Origin of the sequence: Streptomyces kanamyceticus (assembly GCF_008704495.1) — a bacterium.
Taxonomy (GTDB): domain Bacteria; phylum Actinomycetota; class Actinomycetes; order Streptomycetales; family Streptomycetaceae; genus Streptomyces; species Streptomyces kanamyceticus.
Window position 1 is genome coordinate 5169448 of the sequence record NZ_CP023699.1, and the last position, 25241, is coordinate 5194688.

A 25241-nucleotide genomic window follows, 5' to 3' on the forward strand; every position below is an offset into this window, starting at 1 on the left:
CGACCCGCTCAGGCCATCTTGCCCCTCGGCCCGTGGCGTGTCACGGGAGGGAGTCTACGGGGAGCGGTCGCGCGCGCGACGCCGGATGAGAGGGAGGTCGCACGCAGAAGATGTGAGTTTTCGGTACCGCCTGGTCACAGGACGGTAGAGGTCGCCGCAGGTCGGGCGGTCAGGCGGAGGCCGAGGGGAGCACCGGCACGAGGGCGTCCCAGCGGCCGATCTCACAGCCGTTGCCGCGGTCGTACGTCGCGTCCACGGGCCGCCCCTGCCAGGTCCCCGTGATGTGCGCGGTGGCGGGACCGCCGTACTGCATCGTGCACATGGCGTCAGGGGCGACGGGCGCGAACGGGTCCTTCCCATAGACGGTGACCTCGTCGAGCCGCGCGCACGCGTCGGCCGCGTCGGGGTGGGTGCCGCCCGTCGGGTGGCAGTTCAGCTCGTACGTCCCGTCGCCGGTGCCGCCCGATCCGGTGACCGTCACGGTGAGCCGGTCGGTCGGGGCGACGACGTCTGTGGCGACACCCGTGGCGGCGTGCGCGGTGGCGGACAGCGCGGCGACGGAGGTGAAGGCGGTGAGGGCGGTGAGGGAGAGACGGCGCGGCATGGTGGCTCCACTGGGTGCGGGTGGGTGCGGGTGGGTGCGGACGGCCGGGTAGGGACGGCCGGGTCACGGCGTGCGGACAGGTGGCGGACAGGGGATCCGCCACCTCCTCTAACGCCGTGGATCGCGCCGCGTTGCGGGCTCCGGAGACGCTTTGCCCTGGGGGCCGCGTGACTAGTACCGTGGGGGCCGCGATTGGTGACACACCACCTGGCTGTGTCATCATCTGCACGCACCCCCGCGCTCGCGCAGGTGTGCAAGCTGGAGGCGTCGCCTAGTCCGGTCTATGGCGCCGCACTGCTAATGCGGTTTGGGACTTAAATCCCATCGAGGGTTCAAATCCCTCCGCCTCCGCTTACAAGATCCGAAGCCCCGGTCCCTGCGGACCGGGGCTTCGGTGCGTCCCGGCCGGTTGCGCGGAGGGGTGCGGGGCGGTGTTTTCGCAGCTCACAACGGGTGCGACTAACGGATTTCACATGGCGGCGGCGGTCATGTAATGTTCTTCCTGTCGCCGCGAGCGGGCCGCAAGGCCGGGGAGCGAAGACGGAAAACAAAAAACAAGCACTCGTAGCTTAACGGATAGAGCATCTGACTACGGATCAGAAGGTTGCAGGTTCGAATCCTGCCGAGTGCACACAGGTCAAAGGCCCCGGATCTCTCCGGGGCCTTTGGCGTTTCAAGGGCGTACAGCAGCGAAGTACAGCAACCGGCTTCGACTAGTCGGTGCCGCTGCCTCCCATCGCGTCCGACAGCTTGCCGATCGCGGCGCGCACCTCCTCCTCGCTCGCTTCGGCGTAGACCTCCATCGTCATGGCGATCTGGGAATGACGGAGGATGCGTTGCGCGACCTTCGGGTGCACCTTCAGCGCGACCAGGAGCGAACTGCATGTGTGCCGGGTGTTCCGCAGCGGGATGACCCGGACGCCAGCGCGACGGGCCCGCAGGGCGAACATCCGGGTGAGGTTGCCCGGTTCGATCGGGGTGCCGTACTTCGTCGTGAAGACCAGTCCGACAGTGTCCTGCCAGAGCTCCCCGGCCGCTTTCCGGTCGCCGATCTGCTGTGCGCGGCGCATCCGAAGTGCCTTGGCGCAGAGCCCCGGCAGGGGCAGGAAGTCGTCGGATTCCTCGGTCTTGGTCTCGCGGTGGAGGATCTCCCGCCCAGCCCGCTGGATCTGGTGATCTACGTAGATCTCACCGGTCTCGAAGTCGACCGACTTCCAGGTCAGGCCCAGCACCTCACCACGGCGAAGACCGAGGCACAGCACGAGCATCCAGGCTGCGAACAGGTGATCTCCGCGAGCGGCGCAGTCCGCGAGGAACCGGCCCGCTTCGGCAACCGACCACGGCTTGATCCTCTTGCGCCGAGGCTTGGGGACCCTGACCAGAGAGGCCACGTTCTTGCTGATCTCTTCCTCGGCCACGGCATGCGTGAGAGCCGCCCGGAGGGCATCGCGAGCCGCTTGGACGACGCGTCGTGACGGGTGAGCCTCGCAACACTCGCCGATGGCGCAGCACCGCTGAGCCTCGCGCCGACGCTTGGCGTCCTTGCCCTGGACGCAGCACTGGCAGGTGGCCGCGAGCTTGTTGATCCACTCACGCACGTCCCGGACGGTGAGCTTGTCGAGCCGCTTCGCGCCAAGGTGCGGATTGATGTAGAGCCGCACGGAGCCCTCGTACGAGACGTACGTCAACGGTGCGAGGTTCGGCTTGACGATCTCGCCGAGCCAGTACGCGAGGAAGACAGAGAGGGTCCGGTGCCGCGTGACCACCGGCCCGTTCTTGGCCTCGGTGTGCAGCTTGATCCACTTATCGTGGACCTCTTCACGGGTCTTGCCGTAGACGTACTTGCGCTTGCGCTTGCCGTCCGGGGTGTCGACCCAGACGTACGCGGCGAAGCCGTTCTTGTACGGGTAGATCGAACCCTCACCATTCGCACGCTTGCCGCTCATGCTGACACCCCCTCAGCTTCGGAGGTGACGCGCCGGACGTAGTCGTCGACCCATTCCGGCAGGATGCGCCGGTTGCGGCCGACCTTCACGGAGCGGATCTCTCCGGTGAGTACGAGCATCTTGGTCTTGGAGAGGCCGAAGCCGAGCATGGCCGCGACGTCCGCCACGGTGTGCCACTTCGGCTGGATCACGGTCGTGGTCATGCTGCGAGTTCCTCCCATTCGAGCTGGTCTTGCCGGACTTCGCGTGCGATCTCTCGGTTCAGTCGCATCTCCTTTGCGATCGTGGCGGCGAGCCAGGACTCTCCCGGGGTGTGGCCTTGTCCGGCGTAGGTCCAGTGGGCGAGCACGAGCGTGGAGCCCTCCGAGTCGTCGAGATCTTCGGGAAGGCCCCGCTCGCGGCGTTCCTGGCGGGCGCGGTAGTCGGCGCGGACCTGACGACGTTCGGACAGGGTGGTGGAGTAAGCGCGCGACTTGGTCATGAAGTGCCCGCGGAAGCCGAGCATGTGAGCCCAATGCCACAACAGCCGATCCGGGTAGGCGTCATCGAGCGTCCGGCAGGCTTCGATCAAGTGGCGCGTGTGCGCGGGCAGGGACAGCTTGTCGAGCTCGGAGAGCTCCCCGATCCGGCGGTCCACGGTCTCGGTCGTCTCAGCGGCCTTGGTGGCGTACTTGGCGACGTAGGAGGCGACTGCCGTATCAGTCAGCTCCACCCCGTCCATGCTGCCGATGGGCTGCACGTCGACCTGTGAACCCCACCGCAGCTCTCGGGAGGGGAAGGCGCCGACGGACGGCACCGGCACGGCCACCCGGGCGGCAGCGGCACGGATCGCGTCGTCCAGGAGGTCGACGGTGGCCCAGGACGGGGGCGGGGAGTCGGGCCCGTCGGGACCGTCCAGGCGCACCACGGCGTGGAAGTGCACGGCGCCGCGTTTCTGGAATTCGGCGACCTTGCCGAAGGAGACCCGGCACTCTTCCTTCATGGCCGACTGGCTCAGCCCGGCACGGGCGGCGACTTCCCGGCGCAGGTAGATCGTGAACCGGCGCCACAGATCCCCGGCATGGTTGTTCCACAGCACCGCACCCGCGTAGTCGTACCGGCCAGAGTCGAGGGCCGTGCCGAGTGCCGGGTCATCGTCGGCGTGGGAGCTCCCGCAGCGGCACCGTCCGGAAGCGGGCCGGTTGTGCACGGGCCCGAACGAGGGTGCGGTCAGGGTGGCGAACACCCCGGGGTGCTGGCGGATCTCTCCGGAGATGCCCATCCGGCTGTCGCCGGTGATCCCGGCACGGATCAGGTGGTACACGTCCCCGGCGTACGTCCAGGCGCAGGCCGGGCAGCGCGAGGCACGACGGTTGCCGCAGGCGACCCGGAGCATGCCACCCGGCTCAGCCTCCGTACTGTAGGCGTAGAGGACATCCCCGGACTTGGCGTCCCGGGTGGTCGTCTGGCCCATCAGGCGGATCGGGTGCGCGCAGCCCCCGGTACGGCGGACCTGCTCTTGCCAGCGCTCGAAGCCCGGGGCGTTGGCCACCCGTAAGAGATCAGCGAGCGTGAGTGGATCGGTGCCCAGGGAGGCCGCAGCACCGGCCACGGCCTCCGGGGCGATGGGGAAGACCGTCACGCCGTCACCGCCCGGAGTGGCACGACCGGGGCGGGCGTGCAGGGCTCAGCGCTCATGACGAGGTGATCGAGGCTGGCCAGGTAGCCACCGGTCAGCGGGGCCGGGCCCAGACGCCGCAGGTGCAGGACCGGAGCCAACGAGGGGATCATGCCGTCCACCGGGGTGGAGACCAGCAGGTCATCGTCGGCGCGCAATACGTCAGCGACGAGCCCGGCATGGGTGGCGATCTGGATGCCGGGATGGTCGGCCAGCGCCAGCAATGCGTCAGCGATCTGGAGAGCGCGGCCGGTCAGCGTTTCGGGGATCACCACGCGCACCCGGACCCCGCAGGCCGCCTTGTCGGCGAGCAGCGCGGGCAGGTCACCGACCACATGGGCCACGAAGGCGAGGTTGGCCACGGCGAGATCCAGGGTGGCCGTAGCGGAGTCGAGCACCTGCCGCCACAGGTCCATGGGGACCATCGAGCGGGTCGCGTAGGAGGCGACCACCTCAGCCTGCGGAGCGACGACCGAACGGCGGCGCTCACCCATGACGGGCCACAGGTGGTAGGCGTCGGCGTCCAGGCGCCGCGCGGCAGCGTGTGCGTGCCGGGCATGCGGCGTGCGGCCGGTGGACAGCCACCGTTCGACACTCTTGGGGTCAATACCCAGGTGACCGGCCAGGGCCTCGATCGTCACGTTCGCGGCCGTCATCGCACCGCGCAGCCGCTCATTCCCGGTGATCGTCGCGGTAGTCACGCGGCCACCTCCACCGGGGCAGGAAGCCCGGGGGTGAATGACTGGGCGCGGTAGCCGGGCATCGGCTCATCCTCAGGACCGATCTCGACCGGGAAGACGATCTCGCTGCACACGCAGGGGATCACCAGCCCGACCGTGCCGGACACGGAACCGTCATCGTCGATCAGGGTTCCGGCGCCCTTGCAGTCCTCACAGACCAGGAAGCCAAACGAAGGGTCGGAGGGACAGAGCGTGCCCCCGTCATGGGTGAGCACCTCCACCTCATCCACCAGGACACGCGTCCACAGCGGGAAGCGGTCCGAGCGGCAACCGGGGCAGGCCGGGCGGGGCAGACCGTTCAAAATCGATCGCGTCATCACGCGGCACCACCCTCGGGCGGGAGGTGCAAAGCGTTCAGCGTCGCAGGCATCATGGAGATTCCCTCCGGGGACGAAGGGGCGGCGGCTTGCTTGGCGGTAGGGCGCCGCCCCAGGCGAACGTGTACTAGCTCACGTTCATGTATACGCGTACTAGTACGCGATGGCAAGGCTATTTGGGGGTACCCTTGTCCGTGAGCTAGCAGACGATCTGGAGGAGAGATGACACCGCGAGTTCAGCGGGCCGCGCCGCCGTTCATGCAGATCGCGGACCACTTTCGACAGCAGATCATTGACGGTGTACTGACCCAGGACACGAAGTTGCCGTCAGTTGCCGACATTGCTGAGGAGTGGGGTGTAGCTACGGCTACCGCCGCCAAGGGGCTGAAGCAGCTCCAGGCGGAGGGGTACGTGCGCGCGTCGACCCAAGGAACCTTTGTCGACCTTGGGCGTAAACTCACAAGTGGCTCTGATCGTTTGCAGCTCCAGCGAGCCACGGGGAGCGGATTCCGCCCCGGAGAGCGAGTCGAGATCGTTGCAGCTTCTCTTATGCCAGCACCGGCCGAAGTGGCCGAAGCGCTAGGACTCGAAGAGGGAGCTTCCGTGATCCGGCGCCAGCGTCGGTACCTGGACGACGAAGGGGTAATCACCCTCTCTACGTCTTGGCTTTCAGGAGGGCTGGCGGAGCAGGCCCCGGAGTTGGCCGTAGCTGAGACTCTGCCGAAGATGACATTCGGGCTGATCGAAGATCGCACAGGGCGCCGTACGGTTCGGCGTCGCGATGTTGTGGGGTTGAAGCCCGTACCCGAAGACGCCGCAGAGCTCCTCGGTGTCGAGGCTGGGTCACCTGCCCTCACCATGACCAACTATTACTGGGACCAAGACGGATCCATGGTCGAGTACGCCACCGACTACCTAGGGGCTGGCCGACAGCTCACGGCGGAGTACGACATCACCTGATGTGAGGGGCTGGCCGTTACAGGTTTCTCTACCTCATCAAGGCTCGCTGCGCTCGCGGCCGCCCGTGTCGACCGCGAGCGTCCACCATCGGGTATGAGGCTTCGGCCCCTGGTGACGTGGGCAAGCCCGCCGCGCACCGCCACCGCGATCCGACCTTGCAGGGGAAAAGACCTCAGCAGCCGTAGGACCACAACCGCGCGCACGAGCACACAAGACCCCCATCAAGACCACGGACCCGAGCCGTCCCAAAGGGATCAGTCCGAAGAACCGAGGGCCCCGAACGGGGCGGCGCCGGTCGGCCGCCGCCCCGCCGCCTCCATGTCTACGCCAACGGCCGCGTGTCGCCGTCCGCCCGTCGCCCCCAAGGGGCCACAAACCCAGCACCGGGTCACAGGGCACAGGGGATTGCCGCACAGCAGGCCACCGACGCTTTGGGTTACCGAATAGGCCGGATCGCGGTGGCGGTGCGCGGCGGGCTTGCCCACTCCCCGTGGCCAGGCCCCACACCCGGATGATCGACACCACCGACGCCATGGGTACCCCCGTGCCGCACGCCTCGAAGGCAGCGAACCGACCACCCCACCGCACCCGAGCAGGCCCGTGCAGGCTGCCGACGTCCAGAGCTTCGAGCGCGAGCCCGCAGCAGGCGACCGCCCCGCCGATCGGTCCACCACGCGCCGCGGGGAGCAGGAGGCGGAGGGAAGGGGAGGTAGGGAGAGGGTGGGGATGGTGGGGGCTGGGGCGGTCGGCTCCACGGCTTTAGGCAGCCACTTTGGGGCGAGCCTCTAAGATCATGGCCCCGATTCGGACCTTGCGGGCAGGTCCAGTGACTGCCCGAATCGCGATGAGCTTAAGGGGCCATGATCACTCGCCCCAAAGCAGCTCCCGCCCAAAGCCGCTCCACCGACCTCAGTCGCGATCCATCCCGCCAAGGGAGCATCCTGGAGAGTGAGAGCCTCAGGCCGGAGCACCGGAGGTCACCATGGGTACATGGGTTGATCAAATCTTTGGAGCTGCACAAGCGCAGCAAGGCGGAGTGGTCCGAAGATCAATTGACGACATCGAGCGGTTTACTTCTCTCGAAGAGATCGTTCGCATCGCGCGAGGGCGTAAGTTCCACGTCCTGGAGACCGGGGATCAACTGGTGATCCTTTGCCACGAAGGCGAACTAAAGATCCACTGCTAGGTCCCGCAGGTTGCGGTACAGCAGCGAAGTACAGCAACCACAGCAACCGAGCATGACTGGTAACGCCTGTTAGCCCCCTTCAGGCAGCCTGTATGACCGTCAATGTCTGATCTCTGTAGAGCTACGGATCAGAAGGTTGCAGGTTCGAATCCTGCCGAGTGCACAGTGGACCAGAGGCCCCGACGAGAAATCGTCGGGGCCTCTGGCTTTTGCGATGGTGACAGTGGCTGACGGCAGCCGCCCGTCCCACCTACCCGGCCATCGCCGTGCAGTCCCCGACCCCAATCCGGGCGGGACACCGGCCACAGCCGCCAGCGCCGGCCGCGTGGGTCAGCGGACCATTCATCGGGCTGGAGAACGACACATCAACCGACCAGTGCCGGAGGTGCGAGCGTCCGCGCGCGGTCGTACAGATCACGGGCCGACGCGTTCCGCAGATGCGGGCGGATGAGGCCGAACATGGCTTTCACGCGGTCGTCGGCCCGTCCGGACTGCACCATGGGGTAGTCGTCGAGCGCTTGGTGCCAGGTGGTGCAGGCAGCTTCCAAGTGCCCTATCTCCAACTGACGCTCAGCGAGCAAGCCGCGTCGATGGACCCGCGTACGACGGTAGACGCTCGGGCGGAGATCATCTGCATGGCGCATGGCCTCAACTGCCCCTGGCCTGTCGCCGAGTTCGTAGCGCACTTGGCTGGCGTGGTAGTTGAGCGACGACGGATCGTACGAGCCGAACGCCTTGCCGCGGGACTCGGCACGGTCCATGGCGGCTTCCGCCTCCCGGATATACCGCAGCGCGCTCGTACGGTCGCCGGTTTGGGCAGCGGTGTGCGCTTGCTGTCCGGCGAGGAAAGCCCGCATCCGAGGCCCGGCTTTCGGGGATGCTGCGGCGGCAGCGTCCGCCAGCTCCATGGCTTTGGACCCATGACGCAGGTCGACCGCCTGCACGCTCATGCCACGCAAGGTCGTGCAGTACGTGAGGTGATCCTCTGCTGCCCCAGCCAGCTCCAGGGCCTTGATGTAGTAGCGCTGCGCGAGCCCGTGGAGTCCTTCGTCCACGGCCATGTAGCCAGTCAGGTAGAGCAGATCCGATGCGGCGGACTGCATCGCTTGCCGGACATCCTCGGGGGCGTCGGCGCGCAGATACGCGGCGACCGTGTTGACCATGAACGAGGCCGCCATGGGGCGTGCGTGACGGCCGCCGAACTGGTCATCCAGGTCTGAGACGCGCTCGGTCATCGCTATGACCATGTCCACTTCGTTCATGCCGATGCGCGACGTGCGGCCGGACTCCACGGCCTCGGCGCGTCCGATGACGTCGGGCCATCCGGGGATCGTCAAGGCGACCGAGAACAGGCCCGCACCGAGGACTCCGCGGCGGGACGGGTCCATGTCTTGCCTCCCCAGGTCGATCAGCCCTTCCACGGTATCCATGGACGCAGGGGAGCGACCGAGGGGAACGGGCAGGCCCGCTTCAGCATGCGTGACCGGGCGGCCCAGCCGACGGGAGAAGGCTTCGAGGATGCAGCTCCGCACGGCATCGCGCGGAACGGTGCCGCCAAGCCAGTGGCTCACGGCCGACTCGTCGTAGCGCAGGGGAGTGCCGGTTTCCGTGCCTATGCGGTTCACGGCCCGTGCGAACTGGCGGTACGTCCAGCGGCTCTCGGTGAGCAGGTGGCCGAGCGCTGCGTTCGGTTCGCGCTTCGCCATGGCTCTCAACTCCCCACGCTCTTGCGCGCTTTCAAGGCTTTCAAGGCTTTCAAGTCCTGAGGGTGCTGCAACGGTACCGCCGTGCGTGGTCGCACGGTTGCGTAGAGCACACGGAAGATCGGCGAACCGCTCGCCACAGACATCCCCCGAGGGGCTGAGTCATGAGAAACGAAGTGCGGGAAGAGCTTGCCCGGATGACCGAGGAACAGGGCACGGACGGCGTGCTGAAGGTCGACAGCTTGGATGCCTACGAGCTGCCCCCTGGATCCATGAAGTACCCGCCGTGCCAGTGCCCCCAGCACCGAGCCGCCCCGGCTCAAGAGGCCGCCAGCGACGCGCACGGGGGCAACGCCGGTGAGGCCGGCATGGCCGCCGTGAGCTCGATCACCCCATGAACTCCCGTCCGACTGCCGTTGCGTGACGGCGGTTGGCAGCCGGACGGGTCCACCGATGCACCAACCGACGAAGGAGAGTGCAGCAGTGTCCGCAACGCTAGTACGGCCCGCCCCGGAGGTCGTCGCTCGGCGAGCCCGCGAGATCCTCGCGATCGTCGAGGGCGACCGGGAGTTCGACCGCTTGCGCACGGCGTGCGCCAAGTACGACGAAGATTGGCAGTGCTTCATGGGCTACGCCCTGGTGGACGGGTTCGACGTCGCGAAGGACACCGAGCCCCTGTTCCCCGAGGCCATGCGTGCCATGGCGATCAAGTCGGCCATCTACGAGATGACGGACGACGAGGAGGCCGCCGAGATCCCCGTGTCCGTCCCCGTGGACGAGATGGTCCACGCACTCGCCGCTCAGTTCACCGTGCTCTGCCGCATCCAGGCCCGCACCGGGATCAAGTTCGTGCACGCCACGGACCGCGAGGCCATCGGCGAGTGGGACCACGGTGACTACACCCACCAGGTGTACCGCTCGGCGTGGGGCCCGATGAACGAGCGCTACTGGTTCGACAAGGACGAGACCGCCAGGCGCAAGGCCATCGTGGCGGCCAAGTACGAGCCGCTCGGCATCCTTGATGGTGGCCGCCGTTTTGCCCCCGGATTCCCCATGGCCAGCTAGGGGGGGCTAGTTGAAGGCGCGGCGCAGTGCCAGGGTCGCATCGACTTCCGGGAAGGCCCGCCGGATCTCACGGTCGGCCAGGTCGATCAGCAGCTCCAGCGCGCCCGGTGCTGCGCCGTGCACCAACTCCCGTAGGTACTCATCGAGTTCGGCGACATCATCGGGCAGCGAGACGCCCGCCAGCAGAGCCACGCCGTCCGTCTTGTACGGCGCGGGCGGTAGTCCCACCTTCTCCGGGTGCACGCAGACAGGCACACCACGCAGGGTGTACCTGTGGCCGTCATCTGGATTGAAGGGGCATTCGCGAGACGGACCCTCGGCCACGTCGAACTCGCCGAGAGGGAAGCGGCGGGACGGGCAGATGCCGCATGCGCGGTGGCCGTCACTGGAGACGAAAGCCTGAGCCATGGCCCGCAGGGTAACGTCTTCCGTTTGGTTGCACGGGCGCCTAAGTAACGGTGAGAGCGAGCGGTTACCTACCCACCGAGACGCTTGAGGAAGGTGGCCACGAACTTCTCCACCTCTTCCTTCTTGGTCGAGTCCCGTACGTCGAGGCGGTCAACGTAGTGGACACCGGCGTTCTGCATGAGGCGGTCTCTGCTCTTATCGGAGGACGCACGCTCCTTGTGATGCGGGCCGTCAATCTCGATGACACCAGCACGGCCCCGATAGGTGACGAGCAGGTCCGGTTCATACGTGTGGCCACGGACACGCATGGCGCCGAGCGGGACTATGCCTATCGTGTCGTCGTCGGGAAGGGCTGCCTGTCGTTCCTTTAGGACCCTGTAGACGCCCTGTTCCCACACATTGGTGAAGTGAAGGCCGTCCTCCATCGGGTGTTGGGGTTCGAGTCGAACGCGTCGAGCTTGATTGGTTGGACTTGGGCCAGTCGCGGCACGCAACTGTTTGCGCCAATCGACGCTGACTTCTGGGATGGTCGGCAGAACCTCCATGAGACCGACCGACAGGTCTCGATTCCTCGCGGTGACCGTGCGCATGGCCTCGCGTATCCGCTCCTGGGCTTCCTCCGTGAAGCGGGGGAGCAAGTGCGGCTCTACCTCCAACACCGCCTTGTAGGTGTCTATCCCGAAGTCCGAATCCCAAAGAGTCAGGTGCGCCGTGGTCACGTCTACCGCGATGCCCGCAGTTTCGGCGTCGCCCTGCCTGTGGAGCAGCGTGGCGGCAGCCCCGAGTACCTGCTCGCCTCGGAGCCGGTCGAGCTCACTTTCGGAAAGCCCCTCAGGGTTCGCCAGGATCTGATCCAGTGAGCGCAGGTCATCACTCATAGTCAGATGGTGGCATCTGCCACTGACAACTAGGCAGAGCTCGGTGCCGATTGGCGTCGTGACGGTGACGGCAATCCTGACGGCAACGACGGCACACGCAGGCTGGTGACCACCACCGCCAGCGGCCACCGTTCCAGGTGGGAGAGCCCTCTCCCGGCCCCCCGCCCCAACCTACGGATCAGAAGGTTGCAGGTTCGAATCCTGCCGAGTGCACAGCAGATCGAAGGCCCTGACGAAAAATCGTCAGGGCCTTCGGTCGTTCTTGTGTGGCTGTTCTGTGCGACTGCGGCCGTCTTGACATGGGCAGCACAATGGTCCGGACCAATTGATGTCCGTACCCGAGGGGTGGTTGCCGATGTCCAGGCGAGGCTCAAGAGGTGTGACGGCCGTGCTGGCCGTGCTGATGGTGCTGGGTGGGTTCGTGTTCGGCGGGGTGCCCGGTGGGGGGTCCGTCGCGGTGGCCGCCGGTGGCGGGGCGGCGCACAAGCCGCGGTTCGTCGTCAGTGAGCGGCAGTTCGAGCGGATGTTCCCGGAGCGGAACTCCTTCTTCACGTACGAAGGTCTCGTGGCGGCCACGCGCGCGTACCCGGAGTTCGCGCGCACCGGCGGCAAGGCGCTGCGCAAGCGCGAGGCCGCCGCCTTCCTGGCCAACGTCAGCCATGAGACCGGCGGGCTCTTCTACGTCGTGGCGCAGAACAAGGACACGTATCCGATCTTCTGCGACGAGACGCAGCCCTATGGGTGTCCGGCCGGGCACGACGCCTACTACGGGCGCGGCGCCATCATGCTGAGCTGGAACTTCAACTACAAGGCGGCCGGTGACGCCCTCGGGATCGATCTGCTGAACAACCCCTGGCTCGTCGCGCGCGATCCGGAGGTCGCCTGGATGACGGCCCTTTGGTACTGGAACACGCAGAGCGGCCCCGGCACCATGAGCGGGCACGAGGCGATGGTGAAGGGCGCGGGCTTCGGCGAGACCATCCGCAGCCTGAACGGGACCGCCGAGTGCGACGGCGGCAACCCGCGGCAGATGCGGCACCGCGTCGACCTGTACGTGGGGTTCAGCGAGGTGCTGCGCGTCCGGCCGGGGCGGCACCTCACCTGCTGAGCCGTGCCGGTCACCTGCTGAGCCGTGCCGGTCATCCGCTGAGCCGTGCCAGGCCCGACTCCCAGGCCCAGGCCGCGATGCCGACCCGGTTGCGGACCTGCAACTTGCCCTGAATGTTGGCGATATGGGTCTTCGCCGTACCCGGCGAGATGAAGAGCGCCGCACCGATCTCGGTGTTCGTGAGGCCGTCCGCGACCAGCCGGGCTATCTCCTCCTCCCGGGTGGTGAGGGGGGAGGGGGTGGCGTCTTGTGCGGGGGCGGATTCGGGAGTGGGTGTCGTGCGCAGGAGGCGCAGTGTGATCTGCGGGCTGATCAGCAGGTCGCCCGCCATCGCCGCGCGTACGCCCTCGATGAGGAGCCCCGGGCCCGAGCGCTTGAGCAGGAAGCCGCAGGCGCCGTCGCGCAGGGCCGTGCGGACGTAGTCGTCGTGGTCGAAGGTCGTGACGACCAGGACGCGGGTCGGGTCCGCGACGTCGGGGCCCGCGAGGCGGCGGGTGACCTCCAGGCCGTCGAGGCCCGGCATGCGGATGTCCGCGATGAGCAGGTCGGGGCGCAGCCGGTGCGCGAGCTCCACCGCGGCCAGGCCGTCGGCCGCCTCGCCGATCACCGTCATGTCCGGCTGGGAGTCGAGGATCAGGCGGAATCCGCTCCGGACGTCGTCCTGGTCGTCGGCGAGGACGATGCGGGTCTGCGGGGCGGCGGTCGTCGTCACTGCTTCGGCTCCTGGGTGGGGGTGAGTACGGGTGTGGGGGTGGGTGCGGCGGTTCTGGGGAGTGTTGCTGTCAGGCGCCAGCCGTCCGTGCCGTGCGGGCCCGCCGTGAGGGTGCCGCCCAGGGCCTCCGCGTGTTCCGTCAGGGCGGGGAGGCCCAGGCCGCCGCGGGTGGCGCGTCTGCGGGGGAGCGGTACGCGGTGCGTGCCGGGGGCGTCGTTGGACACCTGGAGCTCCACCGACGTGGGCGTGGGGGTCAGGGTGATCTTGACCAGGGTGGCCGCGGGCGCGTGTCTGCGGATGTTCGTCAGTGCCTCGACGACGATGCGGTACGCGGCCGCGCCCGCCTCGCGGGAGAGCGCGTCGGCGGTTTCCGGAGGCAGCCTGAGCTCGACCCCGATTCCCCCGATTCCCCCGGCGCCCCCGGCGGCCGTGAACTCGTCCACCAGGGAAGGGAGGTGGTCGAGTCCGGGCAGCGCCACGGCGGGGGAGTGCGCCGGGCCGTGCAGCATCTCCACCGTGCGGTCCATCGACTCAAGCGCGTTCAGGCCCGCCTTCTCGATGCGCTCGAGGGCGAGCATCGCCTGCGCCGGATCCGTGGCGGCGACGAACCGGGCCGCCTGCGCCTGGACGACGATGCCGCTGATGTCGTGCGCCACGAAGTCGTGCAGGTCGCGGGAGAGTTGGAGCCGCTGGGCGCGGCGCGCCTCGGTGATGTCGGTCCTGCGGCGCAGCTCCACGCGGCGCGGGTAGGCGCCCGCCGCCACCGCGGCGACGGCGGGCAGCAGCCAGAACGCCGCCGCGCCCGTCCGTTCCAGGAATGACCCGTCCACCAGCGGGAACGGCCACGCGGCGGTCGCCGCCGCGGTGAGCGGGGCGACGGCCCTGGCCTCGCGCCACGGTGACCAGCGGACCACGGCGGCCAGCAGGAGCAGCAGCAGCGCGGCCTCCGCGAGCTTCCAGGCGGGGGCGGTGCGCAGGCCGACCGCCGGGTAGCCGAAGGCGGTCGCCAGGGAGAGGGTCGCGCAGATCGCGGCGGGCGGCGCGAGCCGGTCCAGGCGCCCGCGGGCCAGCGGCACGGCCGACGCGCAGAGGGCGGCCGCGGTGGGCAGTGCGCCGAGTGCCAGTGCAAGTGCTGTCGTCGTCATCGTCATCGTCGTCTCCCCCGTCGGGCCCCTGGTGGGCCCGCTGGTCAGCGTACGAGGGGGAGATCAGAGGGTGCCCTCTGCCGAACGGCATAGGGATCGGGGAAGCCGTCCGGATCTCTGTGCTGATCGGCGGATGGGCCTGGGTGGTGGCCGCGGGCGAGGCTGTTCCTCGTTCGGCAAGGAGCCGTAACGGGAGGGGAGTTCAGCATGCGAATCAGTTCCGTGAGTTCGGTGCGCAGGGTTCGTTTCATCGGTGTGGCGGGTGCGGTCGCCGTGCTCGCCGGAGTCGTGGCGGCGGGCCCCGCCCCCGCGGATGCGGCGGCACACGGCGCCAAGGGCGAGGCGCAGGCCCGGGTCCAGGGTTCCGGACAGATCTCGTACGCCTACTCGCCCGACGACACCATCAAGTTCACCGTCGACGCCAAGGCCGCGCCGTTCACCCGGCCCATGCCCGGGCTCCCTCTGCCGGGGCTGCCCACGGACGCCCGGGGCACCGTGAAGTTCTCGCACGCGTCGGAAGGCAGGAAGACCGGCTGGAGCCGGGCGCGCGTGGACTGCATGGTCACCGGCGGCGGGACCGCGACGCTCACCGCGATCGTCACGAAGTCGAACGTCGGGGAGGTGGGGAAGCGGTTCGGGATCAGCGTGCAGCAGGGGCACGGCGGCGAGCCCGACCGGCTCGGGTTCGGGTGGGACATCGTGAACTTCGAGCCGCGCGAGACCGACAAGAAGGGGAACGCGGTCGAGTCGAAGGTCGGCACCTGTATGGCGCCCGCGCCGTTCGCGCCGGTCGTCAAGGGCGGGTTCGACGTCGTGCACGTCGACCTCCCGCCGCTGCCGGGGGCGGTGCGTCGTGGCTGAGGCAGCCGTGGCTGAGACCGGCGTGCCTGGGCCCGTCGTCGTACCGCGCTGGGTCCGCTGGGCCGCCCACGGCGCCGCGCTGAGCGTCCTGCCGTCCGGGTTGTGGCGGATCGCCATCGCCTTCGGGTGGGACTCCGGGTTCGGGGGATTCCTCGCACCGGCCAACTTCCCCGGACCGGGTTCCTTCTACCTGATCGGTCTCAGCCTCTTCGCGGAGGCGCTCGGGCTGCTCACCCTGGGGCTCGTGCACCGGTGGGGCGAGGTGCTGCCCGGCTGGGTGCCGTCGCTCGGCGGGCGGCGGATCCCCACGGCGGCCGCCGTCGTGCCCGCCGCGCTCGGGGCGGCCGCCGTCACCCTCGTCACGGTATCCGGCGCGCTCACCTGGACCGACTCGGAGAACATGGGGTCACCCGACGCGCCCGACGGAGCGTTGTGGTGGGTCATGACGCTCTGCTACGCGCCGCTGCTCGCCTGGGGACCGCTCCTCGGGGCCGTCACCGTGGCGTACGGGCTGCGTCGGCGGCGCGGCGGGCACGCGGCGGGGCGAGGACGAGGACGAGAACGAGGGGAACAGCACGGTGGAGTGGCGTTGCGCGGGGCTCGGCTGGCCGGACGGGAGGCCCGTGCTGCGGTGGGCGGGAGGTAGGCGGAGCGACCTTCCGTACGGGAAGGACATCGGGTTCCGGGCCGTCGGCGAACGGCGGTGTGTGGGGGCGCGGGGGAACCCGTGCCCCCACCGGGCCGTGGTGCCGGGGCGTGCCACGCAGGCGCGCTGCCCGGAGTGCGCGCGGCTCGACCGGGCGTTCTCGGTCGCGGCGGACGGGGTGCCCGACGATCCGCGCACGTACCGGGTGTACCTGGCGTGGTTCGGTCCCGGTCTGCTGAAGGTCGGCATCACGGCGGAGGAGCGGGGTTCCGTGCGGCTCCTGGAGCAGGGGGCGGTGGCGTTCTGCTGGCTGGGGCGCGGGCCGCTGATGGCGGCGCGGCGCACGGAGGAACTGCTGCGGGCCGCGCTCGGAGTGCCGGACCGGGTCTCGTACGACAAGAAGCGGTCGGTGCGGACGGCGCTGCCCGAACGGGCCGAGCGGGCACGGGAGTTGGCGGAGCTGCACCGGCGGGCGGTCGCGCTCGACGGCTGGGCGGAGACGCTGGAGCGGGTGGCGTTCGAGGCCGTCGACCACGCGGAGGCCTTCGGCCTGCCGGAGCTCCGGGCGGCCACGGGGCTCCGGGCGGCCACGGGGCTCGGGGCGGCCACGGGGCTCGGGGCGGCCACCGGGGTCGTGCGGGAACTGGTCGACGGCGGGACGGTGGCGGGCCGCCTCGTCGCGGCGGCCGGGCCCGATCTGTATCTGGCGGGCGACGGCGGGGTGTTGGCCGTGGACGCCCGGGTGCTCGTGGGGTGGGAGCTGGCGCGGGCCGAAGCGGGCGCGGGGGTGACGGTGCCGGTGGTGCAGGGCAGGGACGGTGGCGGGAACGGGGGCGAACAGGCGGGGCTGTTCTGAGGCCTCTCCTCCTGAAGCGCATCCCTGAAGAGGGTGGACAACATCGTCGCCAGGGGCCGAGGGTGGTGGCCATGTGTGATCCGTCGGGGGCGACCGAGTCCAACACCAGCACCGAGGCCGCGGAAGTCCGCCGCTTCGCCGAGCGCCTCGGCGTGCCGGGCCTGATCGACGTACACACGCACTTCATGCCGGAACGCGTCCTGAACAAGGTGTGGGCGTACTTCGACGGCGTCGACTGGGCCATCACCTACCGGCACGAGGAGGAGCGCAGGGTCGCGCTCCTGCGGGAGTTCGGGGTGCGGGCCTTCACCTCGATGCTCTATCCGCACAAGGCGGGCATGGCGCAGTGGCTCAACGGCTGGTCCCGCGATTTCGCGCGGCGCACGCCCGACTGTCTGCACACCGCGACGTTCTTTCCCGAGCCGGGCGTGGAGACGTACGTGCGGGAGGCCGTCGAGTCCGGCGCCCGGGTCTTCAAGTCGCACATCCAGGTGGGTGCCTACGACCCGAACGACGTACTCATCGACGGCGTCTGGGGCCTGCTCGCCGAGGCCGGGGTGCCGATCGTCATCCACTGCGGCTCCGGGCCCTACCCGGGCAAGCACACCGGTCCCGAGCCGATCGGCAAGCTGCTCGCGCGGCATCCGCGGCTGCGGCTCGTCGTGGCACACATGGGCATGCCCGAGTACGCCGAGTTCTTCACGCTCGCCGAGCGGTACGAGGAGGTGCGGCTCGACACGACGATGGCGTTCACGGACTTCAGCGAGCGGCTCATGCCCTTCCCGCCCGGCGAGGCGGGGCGCCTCGCCGACCTGGGCGACCGGGTGCTGCTCGGCTCGGACTTCCCGAACATCCCGTACCCGTACACCCATCAGCTCGACTCGCTCGAACGGCTCGGCCTGGGGGACGACTGGCTGAGGGGCGTCGTGTACGGGAACGGGGCCCGGCTCTTCGGGCTTGAGTGATTCCGACCCGCCCCCCTCCGGACCCCCAAGCCCCTTTCTCAGGGAATTCACAGGTTCAGAAAAGGGAGCTCTCAGAGCCGCCGAGCAGTCTTTCGAGCATGACCACGACCTCGCCCCAGGCGCGTACCGAACTGCTCAGGCCGGACGGCAGCCCCGTCCGCGTGCTCGTGGTGGACGACGAGGAGTCGCTCACCGAGCTCCTTTCGATGGCCCTGCGCTACGAGGGTCTGGAGATCCGCAGCGCGGGCGACGGCGCGGGCGCGGTGCGGGCCGCGCGCGCGTTCCGGCCCGATGCCGTGGTGCTCGACATGATGCTGCCCGACATGGACGGCCTCTCGCTGCTCGGCAGGCTGCGCCGGGAGATGCCGGACGTGCCCGTGCTGTTCCTGACCGCGAAGGACGCGGTGGAGGACCGGATCGCCGGGCTCACCGCGGGCGGCGACGACTACGTCACCAAGCCCTTCAGCCTGGAGGAGGTCGTGGCGCGGCTGCGCGGCCTGATCCGGCGGGCGGGCGCCGCGGGCAAGCGCGGCGAGTCCACCCTGGTGGTCGGCGATCTGACCCTCGACGAGGACAGCCACGAGGTGACGCGGGGCGGCGCCGGCATCCACCTCACCGCCACCGAGTTCGAGCTGCTCCGCTATCTGATGCGCAATCCGCGGCGGGTGCTCAGCAAGGCGCAGATCCTGGACCGGGTGTGGAACTACGACTTCGGGGGCCAGGCCAACGTCGTCGAGCTCTACATCTCGTATCTGCGCAGGAAGATCGACGCGGGGCGCGAGCCGATGATCCACACGCGCCGCGGGGCGGGTTACCTGATCAAGGCCGCCGTGCCCGTGCCCACGTGAGACGCCTCGTGGGCGCGCGGCGGCGCGGCCCGCGCACCCTGCGCACCCGGCTCGTGCTGTCCGCCGTCGCGCTGATCGCCGTCGTGTGCGCGGTGATCGGGACCGTCACCACCATCGCGCTCAAGTCGCATCTGTACGAGCAGCTGGACAGCGCGCTCGGCGGCATCGCCAAGCGCGCGGCGGGGCCCGCGGGTCCGGACGGGCGGCGCGATCCGCTGGAGTTCGTGTCCCGGGGCCCGCAGGAACTCGGCACCATCGGCGCCGAGGTGCACGAAGGATCCGTCGGGCGCGCCCTCGTCAGCACCGAGCCCGACAGCGGCAGCGGGAGCCCGCTGCCGGACGCCACGGAGCTGGACGACGACCAGGTCGCCGCGCTCGCCACCGTGCCCAGGGACGGCGACCCGCACAACGTCGACATCCCGGGGCTCGGCGAGTACCGCGTGACGTACACGCCCGGCCTCACCGGCGACTTCCTCGTCGGCGTCCCGACCACCAAGGTCCAGAACACCCTCAACACCCTGATCGTCGTCGAGGTCAGCGTCACCGCGGCAGGTCTCGTCGCCGCGTCGCTCGCCGGTGCCGCCATGGTCGGTGTCGCGCTGCGCCCGCTGCGCAGGATCGCCACCACCGCGACCCGGGTCTCCGAACTCCCGCTGCACAGCGGCGAGGTGGCCCTCCACGAGCGCGCCCCCGACGCCGATCCGTGCACCGAGGTCGGGCAGGTGGGCGCCGCGCTCAACCGCATGCTCGACCACGTCCACTCGGCACTCGACGCGCGCCAGCGCAGCGAGACACGGGTACGGCAATTCGTCGCGGACGCCAGCCACGAGCTGCGCACGCCGCTCGCCTCGATCCGCGGCTACGCCGAACTGACGCGCAGGGGAAGGGAGTCCACGGGGCCCGACACGCGGCACGCGCTCGGCAGGATCGAGTCCGAGGCCGAGCGGATGACCGGGCTCGTCGAGGACCTGCTGCTGCTCGCGCGGCTCGACGCGGAACAGCCGCTCTCGTACGAGAGCGGTGATCTCGCCCCGCTCGTCGTCGACGCGGTCAGCGACGCGCGCGCCGCGGGCCCCGACCACCACTGGCGCCTCGAACTGCCCGACGAACCGGCCCTGGTGCGCGCCGACACCGCCCGTCTGCACCAGATCGTCGTGAACCTCCTCGCCAACGCCCGCACCCACACCCCGCCAGGTACGACGGTCACGGCCCGGGTACGGCGCGAGGACCCCCGCGTACGCCAGGACCCCCGCGTACGCCTGGAAGTCCAGGACGACGGCCCCGGCATCCCGCGGGACCTGCTGCCCGCGGTCTTCGAACGCTTCGCACGCGGCGACGCGTCCCGCTCGCGCCACGCGGGCTCCACGGGGCTCGGCCTCGCCCTCGTACGCGCCATCGTGACGGCGCACGACGGCACGGTGACCGTCGAGAGCGCGCCGGGCCGCACGGTGTTCACCGTCCTGCTCCCGGCCGTCCGGAGCGCCGGGCCCGACCACCTCTCACAGGCGGACCACAGGCTCACCACACAGCCCTGACAGCCCGCTTGGCGAGTGTCGCTCCCATGCGAACCGACACTTCCCCGGGCGTCCTGCCGTCGCGGGAACACCTCCCCGCCGCATGGCGCGAAGTGCCCGTCCTGGACGTCGTGATCCCGGTCTACAACGAGGAGAAGGACCTGCGGCCGTGCGTCCTGCGGCTGCGCGACCACCTCTCACGCACCTTCCCCTACCCCTTCCGCGTCACGGTCGCCGACAACGCGTCCACGGACCGCACCCCGCACATCGCCGCCGAACTGGCCGCCTCCGTACGGGAAGTACGGCACGTCAGGCTCGACCAGAAGGGCCGGGGCAGGGCGCTTCGCGCCGTCTGGTCCGCGTCCGACGCGCCGGTCCTCGCCTACATGGACGTCGACCTCTCCACCGACCTCAACGCGCTGCTCCCGCTGGTCGCCCCGCTGATCTCGGGCCACTCCGACCTGGCGATCGGCTCACGCCTCGCACGCAGCTCGCGGGTGGTGCGCGGACCCAAGCGCGAGCTGATCTCCCGCGCGTACAACCTCATCCTGCGCGGCTCCCTGCACGCCCGCTTCTCCGACGCCCAGTGCGGCTTCAAGGCGATCAGGGGCGATGTGGCCCGGGTCCTGCTGCCGCTGGTCGAGGACACCGGCTGGTTCTTCGACACGGAGCTCCTCGTCCTCGCCGAGCGCGCCGGGCTGCGCATCCACGAGGTCCCTGTCGACTGGGTCGACGACCCCGAATCCACCGTCCATCTGGTGCGGACGGCCACCGACGACCTCAAGGGCGTCTGGCGGGTGGGCCGCGCGCTCGCGGTCGGCGCGCTGCCCCTCGACCGCCTGGCCCGCCCCTTCGGTGACGACCCGCGCGACAGGGAGCTGACCGGCGTCCCCGGCGGCCTGGCCCGCCAGCTCGTCGGCTTCTGCGTGGTCGGCGCCCTCTCCACCCTGTTCTACCTGCTCCTCTACAGCGGATTCCGTACGTTCACGGGCTCCCAGGCGGCCAACGCGCTCGCCCTCTTGGTCTCCGCCGTCGCCAACACCGCGGCCAACCGGAGACTCACCTTCGGGGTACGCGGCCGCGACCGCGCGATGCGCCACCAGGCGCAGGGCCTGGTGGTCTTCGGCATCGGCCTCGCCCTCACCAGCGGCTCGCTCGCCGCGCTCGACGCCGCGTCCGGATCCCCCGCGCACTCCACCGAACTCGCGGTCCTGATCGCGGCGAACCTCGCGGCGACGGTCCTGCGGTTCCTGCTCCTGCGCGCCTGGGTGTTCCCCGACCGCGCCGCGGTGACAGCGACGCCTTCGTACGACATGACGCCCCACACACCCGATCCGAGGAACGCCCGATGACGACGACTCCCGCCGCGCCGGCGGCACTTCACGACACGCGGGCGGAGGGGGCCCGCGGCCGCGCGGCGGCGCCGCTCGCCCGGCTGTGGCGCGGCCGCGCCGACGACCCGCGCTGGGCGCGCCCCGCCCTGCTCGGCCTGCTGCTCGCCACCGCGGTCCTCTACCTCTGGAACCTCAGCGCGTCCGGCTACGCCAACTCCTTCTACTCGGCCGCCGTCCAGGCGGGCAGCCGGAGCTGGCAGGCCCTCTTCTTCGGCTCGCTCGACGCGGGCAACGCGATCACCGTCGACAAGCCCCCGGCCGCGCTCTGGCCGATGGCCCTCTCCGTACGCCTCTTCGGGCTCAACTCCTGGGCGATCCTCGTCCCCCAGGTCGTCATGGGCGTGGCGACGGTCGGCGTGCTGTACGCCGCCGTACGACGCCGCTTCAGCCCGGCGGCGGGGCTGATCGCGGGCGCGGTGCTCGCGCTGACGCCGGTCGCCGCGCTGATGTTCCGCTTCAACAACCCAGACGCGCTGCTCGCGCTCCTGATGACCGTCACGGTCTACTGCGTCCTGCGCGCCCTGGAACACGGCCGCACCAAGTGGCTGGTGTGGGCGGGCGTCGCGGTCGGCTTCGCCTTCCTCACCAAGACGCTCCAGGCGTTCCTGATCCTGCCGCCGCTCGCGGTCCTGTACGCAGTGTGCGCGCCGGTACGGCTGCGCAAGCGCCTCGGTCAACTCGCCCTGTCGGTGGGCGCGATGGTGGTCGCGGGCGGCTGGTGGGTGGCGATCGTCGAACTGTGGCCCGCGTCCTCGCGCCCGTACATCGGCGGCTCGCAGAACAACTCGTTCCTGGAGCTGACCTTCGGCTACAACGGCCTCGGCCGCATCAACGGCGAGGAGACCGGCAGCGTGGGCGGCGGGGGCGGCCCTGGTGGTGGCGGTCCCGGCGGTGGCGGTGGCGGTCAGTGGGGTGAGACGGGCCTCGGCCGGATGTTCGACTCCGAGGTCGGCGGCCAGATCTCCTGGCTGCTCCCCGCGGCGCTGATCCTCCTCGTGGCGGGCCTCGCGCTCACCCGGCGGGCCCGCAGGACGGACACGGCGCGGGCGGCGTTCGTCGCCTGGGGGAGCGCGCTCCTGATGACCGTCGGGGTCTTCAGCTTCATGGCGGGGATCTTCCACCAGTACTACACGGTGGCCCTGGCCCCCTACCTCGCGGCGCTCGTCGGCATGGGCGCCACGGTCCTGTGGGAGGAGCGGGCCAAGTGGTGGGCGTGCGGGGTGCTCGGCGCGACCGTCGCGGGCACCTCGGTCTGGGCGTACGTCCTGCTGGGCCGCACGCCGGACCACCTCCCTTGGCTGCGCACGACCGTGCTGGTCGCGGGACTCGCGGCGGCCGTGGGCCTGCTGTTCGCGGGCCGCGCGGGCCGTCACCTCGCCCTGGCGGCGGCGGGCCTCGGCCTCGCGGCGTCCGTGGCGGGCCCGGTGGCGTACACCTTGTCGACGGTGGACAGCGCGCACACGGGCTCGATCGTGACGGCGGGGCCCGCGTCGGCGGGGCGGATGGGCGGACCCGGGGGTGGCGGAATGCGCCAGCCGCCGGGCGGCTTTCCCGGCGGACCGGGCAACGGACCGGGCAACGGACCGGGGACCGGGCCCGGAAGGGCGAACGGAACCGGAACCGGACCCACCACCGGCATGCCCCCCGGCCAGGGCGGCGCCACCCGCGAGGGCGGCGAGGGCGGCGGCATGCGTGGCGGCATGGGCGGCCTGCTCGACGGCGCGCAGGTCTCCGCCAAGGCGAAGAAACTCCTGGAGACGGACGCGGCGGACTACACCTGGGCGGCCGCGGCCATCGGCTCGCAGAACGCGGCGAGCTACCAACTGGCCACCGGCGACCCGGTGATGGCGATCGGCGGCTTCAACGGCAGCGACCCGTCGCCGACGCTCGCGCGGTTCAAGCGGTACGTGGCGGACGGCGAGATCCACTACTTCATCGCGGGCGGGACGGGCGGCATGGGCGGCGCGGGCGGGTCCTCCAAGATCACGTCCTGGGTCGAGGACACCTTCGAGAAGGTGACGGTCGGCAGCGCCACGTTCTACGACCTGACGAGCCCCAAGGCGTAGCGCGGGAGGCCCGCCCGAAAACTGTCTTGTACGCCGTATGGGAACTGCTCTACGGTGTACGTCGCACCAGCCTCGTACACCGTAGAAGCGGGCGTACCCGCAGTTTGAGAAGGAGCGCGCATGACGGCGCCGACCGCCGAGTCCCCGACCGCCACACAAAGGCACCCGCAGCGCTGGCTGATCCTCGGCGTCATCTGCCTGGCCCAGCTCACCGTGCTGCTCGACAACACCGTCCTGAGCGTCGCGATCCCCTCCCTCACCCGGGAACTGGACGCGTCGACGTCGGACATCCAGTGGATGATCAACGCGTACTCGCTCGTGCAGTCCGGCCTGCTGCTCACCGCGGGCAGCTCGGCGGACCGCTGGGGCCGCAAGAAGATGCTGGCCACCGGCCTCGCCCTGTTCGGCATAGGTTCGCTCTGCGCGGGCCTCGCGCAGTCGTCGGGTCAGCTCATCGCCGCCCGCGCGGGCATGGGCATCGGCGGCGCGCTGCTGATGACCACGACCCTCGCCGTGGTCGTGCAGATCTTCGACGACACCGAGCGCGTCCGGGCCATCGGCCTCTGGGCGACCATCAACTCCCTCGGCTTCGCGGCGGGACCGCTGCTCGGCGGCTTCATGCTCAACCACTTCTGGTGGGGCTCGATCTTCCTGATCAACATCCCGGTGGCGCTGATCGGCCTGGTCGCGGTCCTCAAGATGGTGCCCGAGTCCAAGAACCCGCAGGGCGACCGCCCCGACCTGATGGGCGCGCTGCTCTCGACCATCGGCATGGCATCGGTGGTCTACGCGATCATCTCCGGTCCTGAGCACGGCTGGACGTCGGCGCAGGTCCTGGTCGCCGCGGCGGTCGGCGTGCTGGTCCTCGGCGCCTTCGCGCTCTGGGAGCTGCGCGTCCCGTACCCGATGCTCGACATGCACTTCTTCCGCAACCAGCGGTTCATCGGCGCGGTGGCGGGCACGATCCTGGTCGCCTTCGGCCTGGCGGGTTCGCTCTTCCTGCTGACCCAGCACCTCCAGTTCGTGCTCGGATACGGGCCGTTGGAGGCGGGCCTGCGCACGGCGCCGCTCGCGGTGACCATCGTGGCGCTCAACCTCGCGGGCATCGGCGCGAAGGTGCACGCGAAGCTGGGCACGCCCCCGACGATCCTGGCGGGCATGAGCCTGTCCGCGGCGGGCCTCGCGGTGATCGCGCTGTTCGGCGGGGACGACTACACCGGCATGCTGGTGGGTCTCGTCATCATGGGCGCGGGCATCGCCCTCGCCATGCCCGCCATGGCCAACGCGATCATGAGCGCCATACCGCCGGAGAAGGCGGGCGTGGGCGCCGGAATCAACGGCACGCTCGCGGAGTTCGGCAACGGCCTGGGCGTCGCCGTCCTCGGCGCGGTCCTCAACTCCCGCTTCGCGTCGCTCGTCACGGTCTCCGCGGTGTCGTTCCCCGCGGCCATGGCGGCGGCGAAGACGACGGGGGAGCGGGAGGAGATCGCCGACGCGTTCGCCTCGGGCCTGGAGACGAGCCAGCTGGTCGGCGCGGTGGCGGTGTTCCTCGGAGGTGTCCTCGCGGCGGCGTTGCTGCGGCGGGCGGAGCGGGCAGGATCTGTGCGGGAGAACGCGGCATAGCATCGGAGGCGGGCGGAGGAGTGCGTTCCAGATAGCTCT

The 25241-nt window shown here is 70.0% G+C and carries 24 protein-coding genes and 2 tRNA genes; 15 read left to right on the forward strand and 11 right to left on the reverse strand.

What is annotated here, in order from left to right:
- Window positions 1–169: 169 nt before the first annotated feature.
- Complete coding sequence (locus CP970_RS21930; RefSeq protein WP_055552854.1) at window positions 170–604, reverse strand: SSI family serine proteinase inhibitor; 435 nt, start codon at window positions 602–604, stop codon at window positions 170–172.
- A 260-nt stretch (window positions 605–864) separates the two neighbouring features.
- Between CP970_RS21930 and CP970_RS21935 the strand changes: the two genes are divergently transcribed.
- Window positions 865–955 (forward strand) — tRNA-Ser (locus tag CP970_RS21935).
- Between the two features lie 207 nt (window positions 956–1162).
- Window positions 1163–1235 (forward strand) — tRNA-Arg (locus tag CP970_RS21940).
- An 82-nt stretch (window positions 1236–1317) separates the two neighbouring features.
- On the opposite strand, the gene CP970_RS21945 is transcribed toward CP970_RS21940, so the two are convergent.
- The 5 genes from CP970_RS21945 to CP970_RS21965 are packed head-to-tail and all read right to left on the reverse strand — an operon-like array spanning window position 1318 to window position 5177.
- A complete protein-coding gene (locus CP970_RS21945; protein ID WP_055552852.1) occupies window positions 1318–2550 on the reverse strand; it encodes a site-specific integrase in 1233 nt (410 codons plus the stop codon).
- Entirely contained in the window at window positions 2547–2753 is a 207-nt protein-coding gene (locus CP970_RS21950; RefSeq protein WP_055552849.1) for an excisionase family DNA-binding protein, read from the reverse strand. The genes CP970_RS21945 and CP970_RS21950 overlap by 4 nt, the downstream gene beginning before the upstream one ends.
- On the reverse strand, window positions 2750–4141 hold the full coding sequence (gene repSA, locus CP970_RS21955) for a replication initiator protein RepSA (RefSeq protein ID WP_055552867.1): 1392 nt from the start codon (window positions 4139–4141) through the stop codon (window positions 2750–2752). Before repSA ends, CP970_RS21950 begins: the two co-directional genes overlap by 4 nt.
- Window positions 4142–4167: 26 nt before the next feature.
- A complete protein-coding gene (locus CP970_RS21960) occupies window positions 4168–4908 on the reverse strand; it encodes a helix-turn-helix domain-containing protein (RefSeq protein WP_063806190.1) in 741 nt (246 codons plus the stop codon).
- The gene (locus CP970_RS21965) at window positions 4905–5177 is read right to left on the reverse strand and encodes a hypothetical protein (protein WP_150493759.1); all 273 of its coding nucleotides are present in this window, start codon (window positions 5175–5177) and stop codon (window positions 4905–4907) included. Before CP970_RS21965 ends, CP970_RS21960 begins: the two co-directional genes overlap by 4 nt.
- A 309-nt stretch (window positions 5178–5486) precedes the next feature.
- Between CP970_RS21965 and CP970_RS21970 the strand changes: the two genes are divergently transcribed.
- Window positions 5487–6224 carry a GntR family transcriptional regulator gene (locus CP970_RS21970; RefSeq protein ID WP_055552842.1) on the forward strand — a complete coding sequence of 246 codons (738 nt, stop codon included), beginning with the start codon at window positions 5487–5489 and terminating at the stop codon, window positions 6222–6224.
- Window positions 6225–7775: 1551 nt separating this feature from the next.
- Here the strand turns inward: CP970_RS21970 and CP970_RS21975 are convergent.
- Window positions 7776–9116 carry a tetratricopeptide repeat protein gene (locus CP970_RS21975; protein WP_224058601.1) on the reverse strand — a complete coding sequence of 447 codons (1341 nt, stop codon included), beginning with the start codon at window positions 9114–9116 and terminating at the stop codon, window positions 7776–7778.
- 161 nt (window positions 9117–9277) lie between these two features.
- Between CP970_RS21975 and CP970_RS21980 the strand changes: the two genes are divergently transcribed.
- Window positions 9278–9511, forward strand: a complete 234-nt coding sequence (locus CP970_RS21980) for a hypothetical protein (protein ID WP_150493761.1) — start codon at window positions 9278–9280, stop codon at window positions 9509–9511.
- Window positions 9512–9596: 85 nt separating this feature from the next.
- On the forward strand, window positions 9597–10178 hold the full coding sequence (locus CP970_RS21985; RefSeq protein WP_224058603.1) for a hypothetical protein: 582 nt from the start codon (window positions 9597–9599) through the stop codon (window positions 10176–10178).
- Window positions 10179–10184: 6 nt separating this feature from the next.
- Here the strand turns inward: CP970_RS21985 and CP970_RS21990 are convergent, their stop codons facing one another.
- Together CP970_RS21990 and CP970_RS21995 are read right to left on the reverse strand one after the other, a co-directional pair.
- Complete coding sequence (locus CP970_RS21990; protein WP_055547421.1) at window positions 10185–10586, reverse strand: hypothetical protein; 402 nt, start codon at window positions 10584–10586, stop codon at window positions 10185–10187.
- 68 nt (window positions 10587–10654) lie between these two features.
- Window positions 10655–11464, reverse strand: a complete 810-nt coding sequence (locus CP970_RS21995) for a hypothetical protein (protein ID WP_055547422.1) — start codon at window positions 11462–11464, stop codon at window positions 10655–10657.
- A gap of 355 nt (window positions 11465–11819) precedes the next feature.
- On the opposite strand from CP970_RS21995, the gene CP970_RS22000 reads away from it, so the two are divergent.
- Window positions 11820–12572 (forward strand): chitinase, encoded by a 753-nt coding sequence (locus CP970_RS22000; protein WP_079043502.1) that lies wholly within the window; start codon window positions 11820–11822, stop codon window positions 12570–12572.
- A gap of 31 nt (window positions 12573–12603) precedes the next feature.
- Here CP970_RS22000 and CP970_RS22005 read toward each other — a convergent pair whose 3' ends face one another.
- Together CP970_RS22005 and CP970_RS22010 are read right to left on the reverse strand one after the other, a co-directional pair.
- Complete coding sequence (locus CP970_RS22005) at window positions 12604–13284, reverse strand: response regulator (protein WP_150493763.1); 681 nt, start codon at window positions 13282–13284, stop codon at window positions 12604–12606.
- Complete coding sequence (locus CP970_RS22010; RefSeq protein WP_150493765.1) at window positions 13281–14429, reverse strand: sensor histidine kinase; 1149 nt, start codon at window positions 14427–14429, stop codon at window positions 13281–13283. Before CP970_RS22010 ends, CP970_RS22005 begins: the two co-directional genes overlap by 4 nt.
- A 207-nt stretch (window positions 14430–14636) precedes the next feature.
- On the opposite strand from CP970_RS22010, the gene CP970_RS22015 reads away from it, so the two are divergent.
- The 9 genes from CP970_RS22015 (at window position 14637) to CP970_RS22055 (ending at window position 25202) form a co-directional block, all read left to right on the forward strand.
- Window positions 14637–15290, forward strand: coding sequence for a hypothetical protein (locus CP970_RS22015; RefSeq protein WP_055555134.1), 654 nt, complete (start codon window positions 14637–14639; stop codon window positions 15288–15290).
- Complete coding sequence (locus CP970_RS22020) at window positions 15283–15936, forward strand: hypothetical protein (protein ID WP_317987164.1); 654 nt, start codon at window positions 15283–15285, stop codon at window positions 15934–15936. Before CP970_RS22015 ends, CP970_RS22020 begins: the two co-directional genes overlap by 8 nt.
- A complete protein-coding gene (locus CP970_RS22025; protein WP_150493767.1) occupies window positions 15869–16792 on the forward strand; it encodes a DUF2797 domain-containing protein in 924 nt (307 codons plus the stop codon). Before CP970_RS22020 ends, CP970_RS22025 begins: the two co-directional genes overlap by 68 nt.
- 71 nt (window positions 16793–16863) lie before the next feature.
- Entirely contained in the window at window positions 16864–17757 is an 894-nt protein-coding gene (locus CP970_RS22030) for an amidohydrolase family protein (protein ID WP_055555136.1), read from the forward strand.
- 98 nt (window positions 17758–17855) lie between these two features.
- A complete protein-coding gene (locus CP970_RS22035) occupies window positions 17856–18605 on the forward strand; it encodes a response regulator transcription factor (RefSeq protein ID WP_055555130.1) in 750 nt (249 codons plus the stop codon).
- Entirely contained in the window at window positions 18602–20140 is a 1539-nt protein-coding gene (locus CP970_RS22040) for a sensor histidine kinase (protein WP_224058605.1), read from the forward strand. The genes CP970_RS22035 and CP970_RS22040 overlap by 4 nt, the downstream gene beginning before the upstream one ends.
- A gap of 26 nt (window positions 20141–20166) precedes the next feature.
- Window positions 20167–21471, forward strand: a complete 1305-nt coding sequence (locus tag CP970_RS22045; protein WP_055555126.1) for a bifunctional glycosyltransferase family 2/GtrA family protein — start codon at window positions 20167–20169, stop codon at window positions 21469–21471.
- Window positions 21468–23579 carry a glycosyltransferase family 39 protein gene (locus CP970_RS22050; protein ID WP_150493769.1) on the forward strand — a complete coding sequence of 704 codons (2112 nt, stop codon included), beginning with the start codon at window positions 21468–21470 and terminating at the stop codon, window positions 23577–23579. Before CP970_RS22045 ends, CP970_RS22050 begins: the two co-directional genes overlap by 4 nt.
- A gap of 120 nt (window positions 23580–23699) precedes the next feature.
- Window positions 23700–25202, forward strand: a complete 1503-nt coding sequence (locus CP970_RS22055; protein WP_150493771.1) for an MFS transporter — start codon at window positions 23700–23702, stop codon at window positions 25200–25202.
- Window positions 25203–25241: the final 39 nt, after the last annotated feature.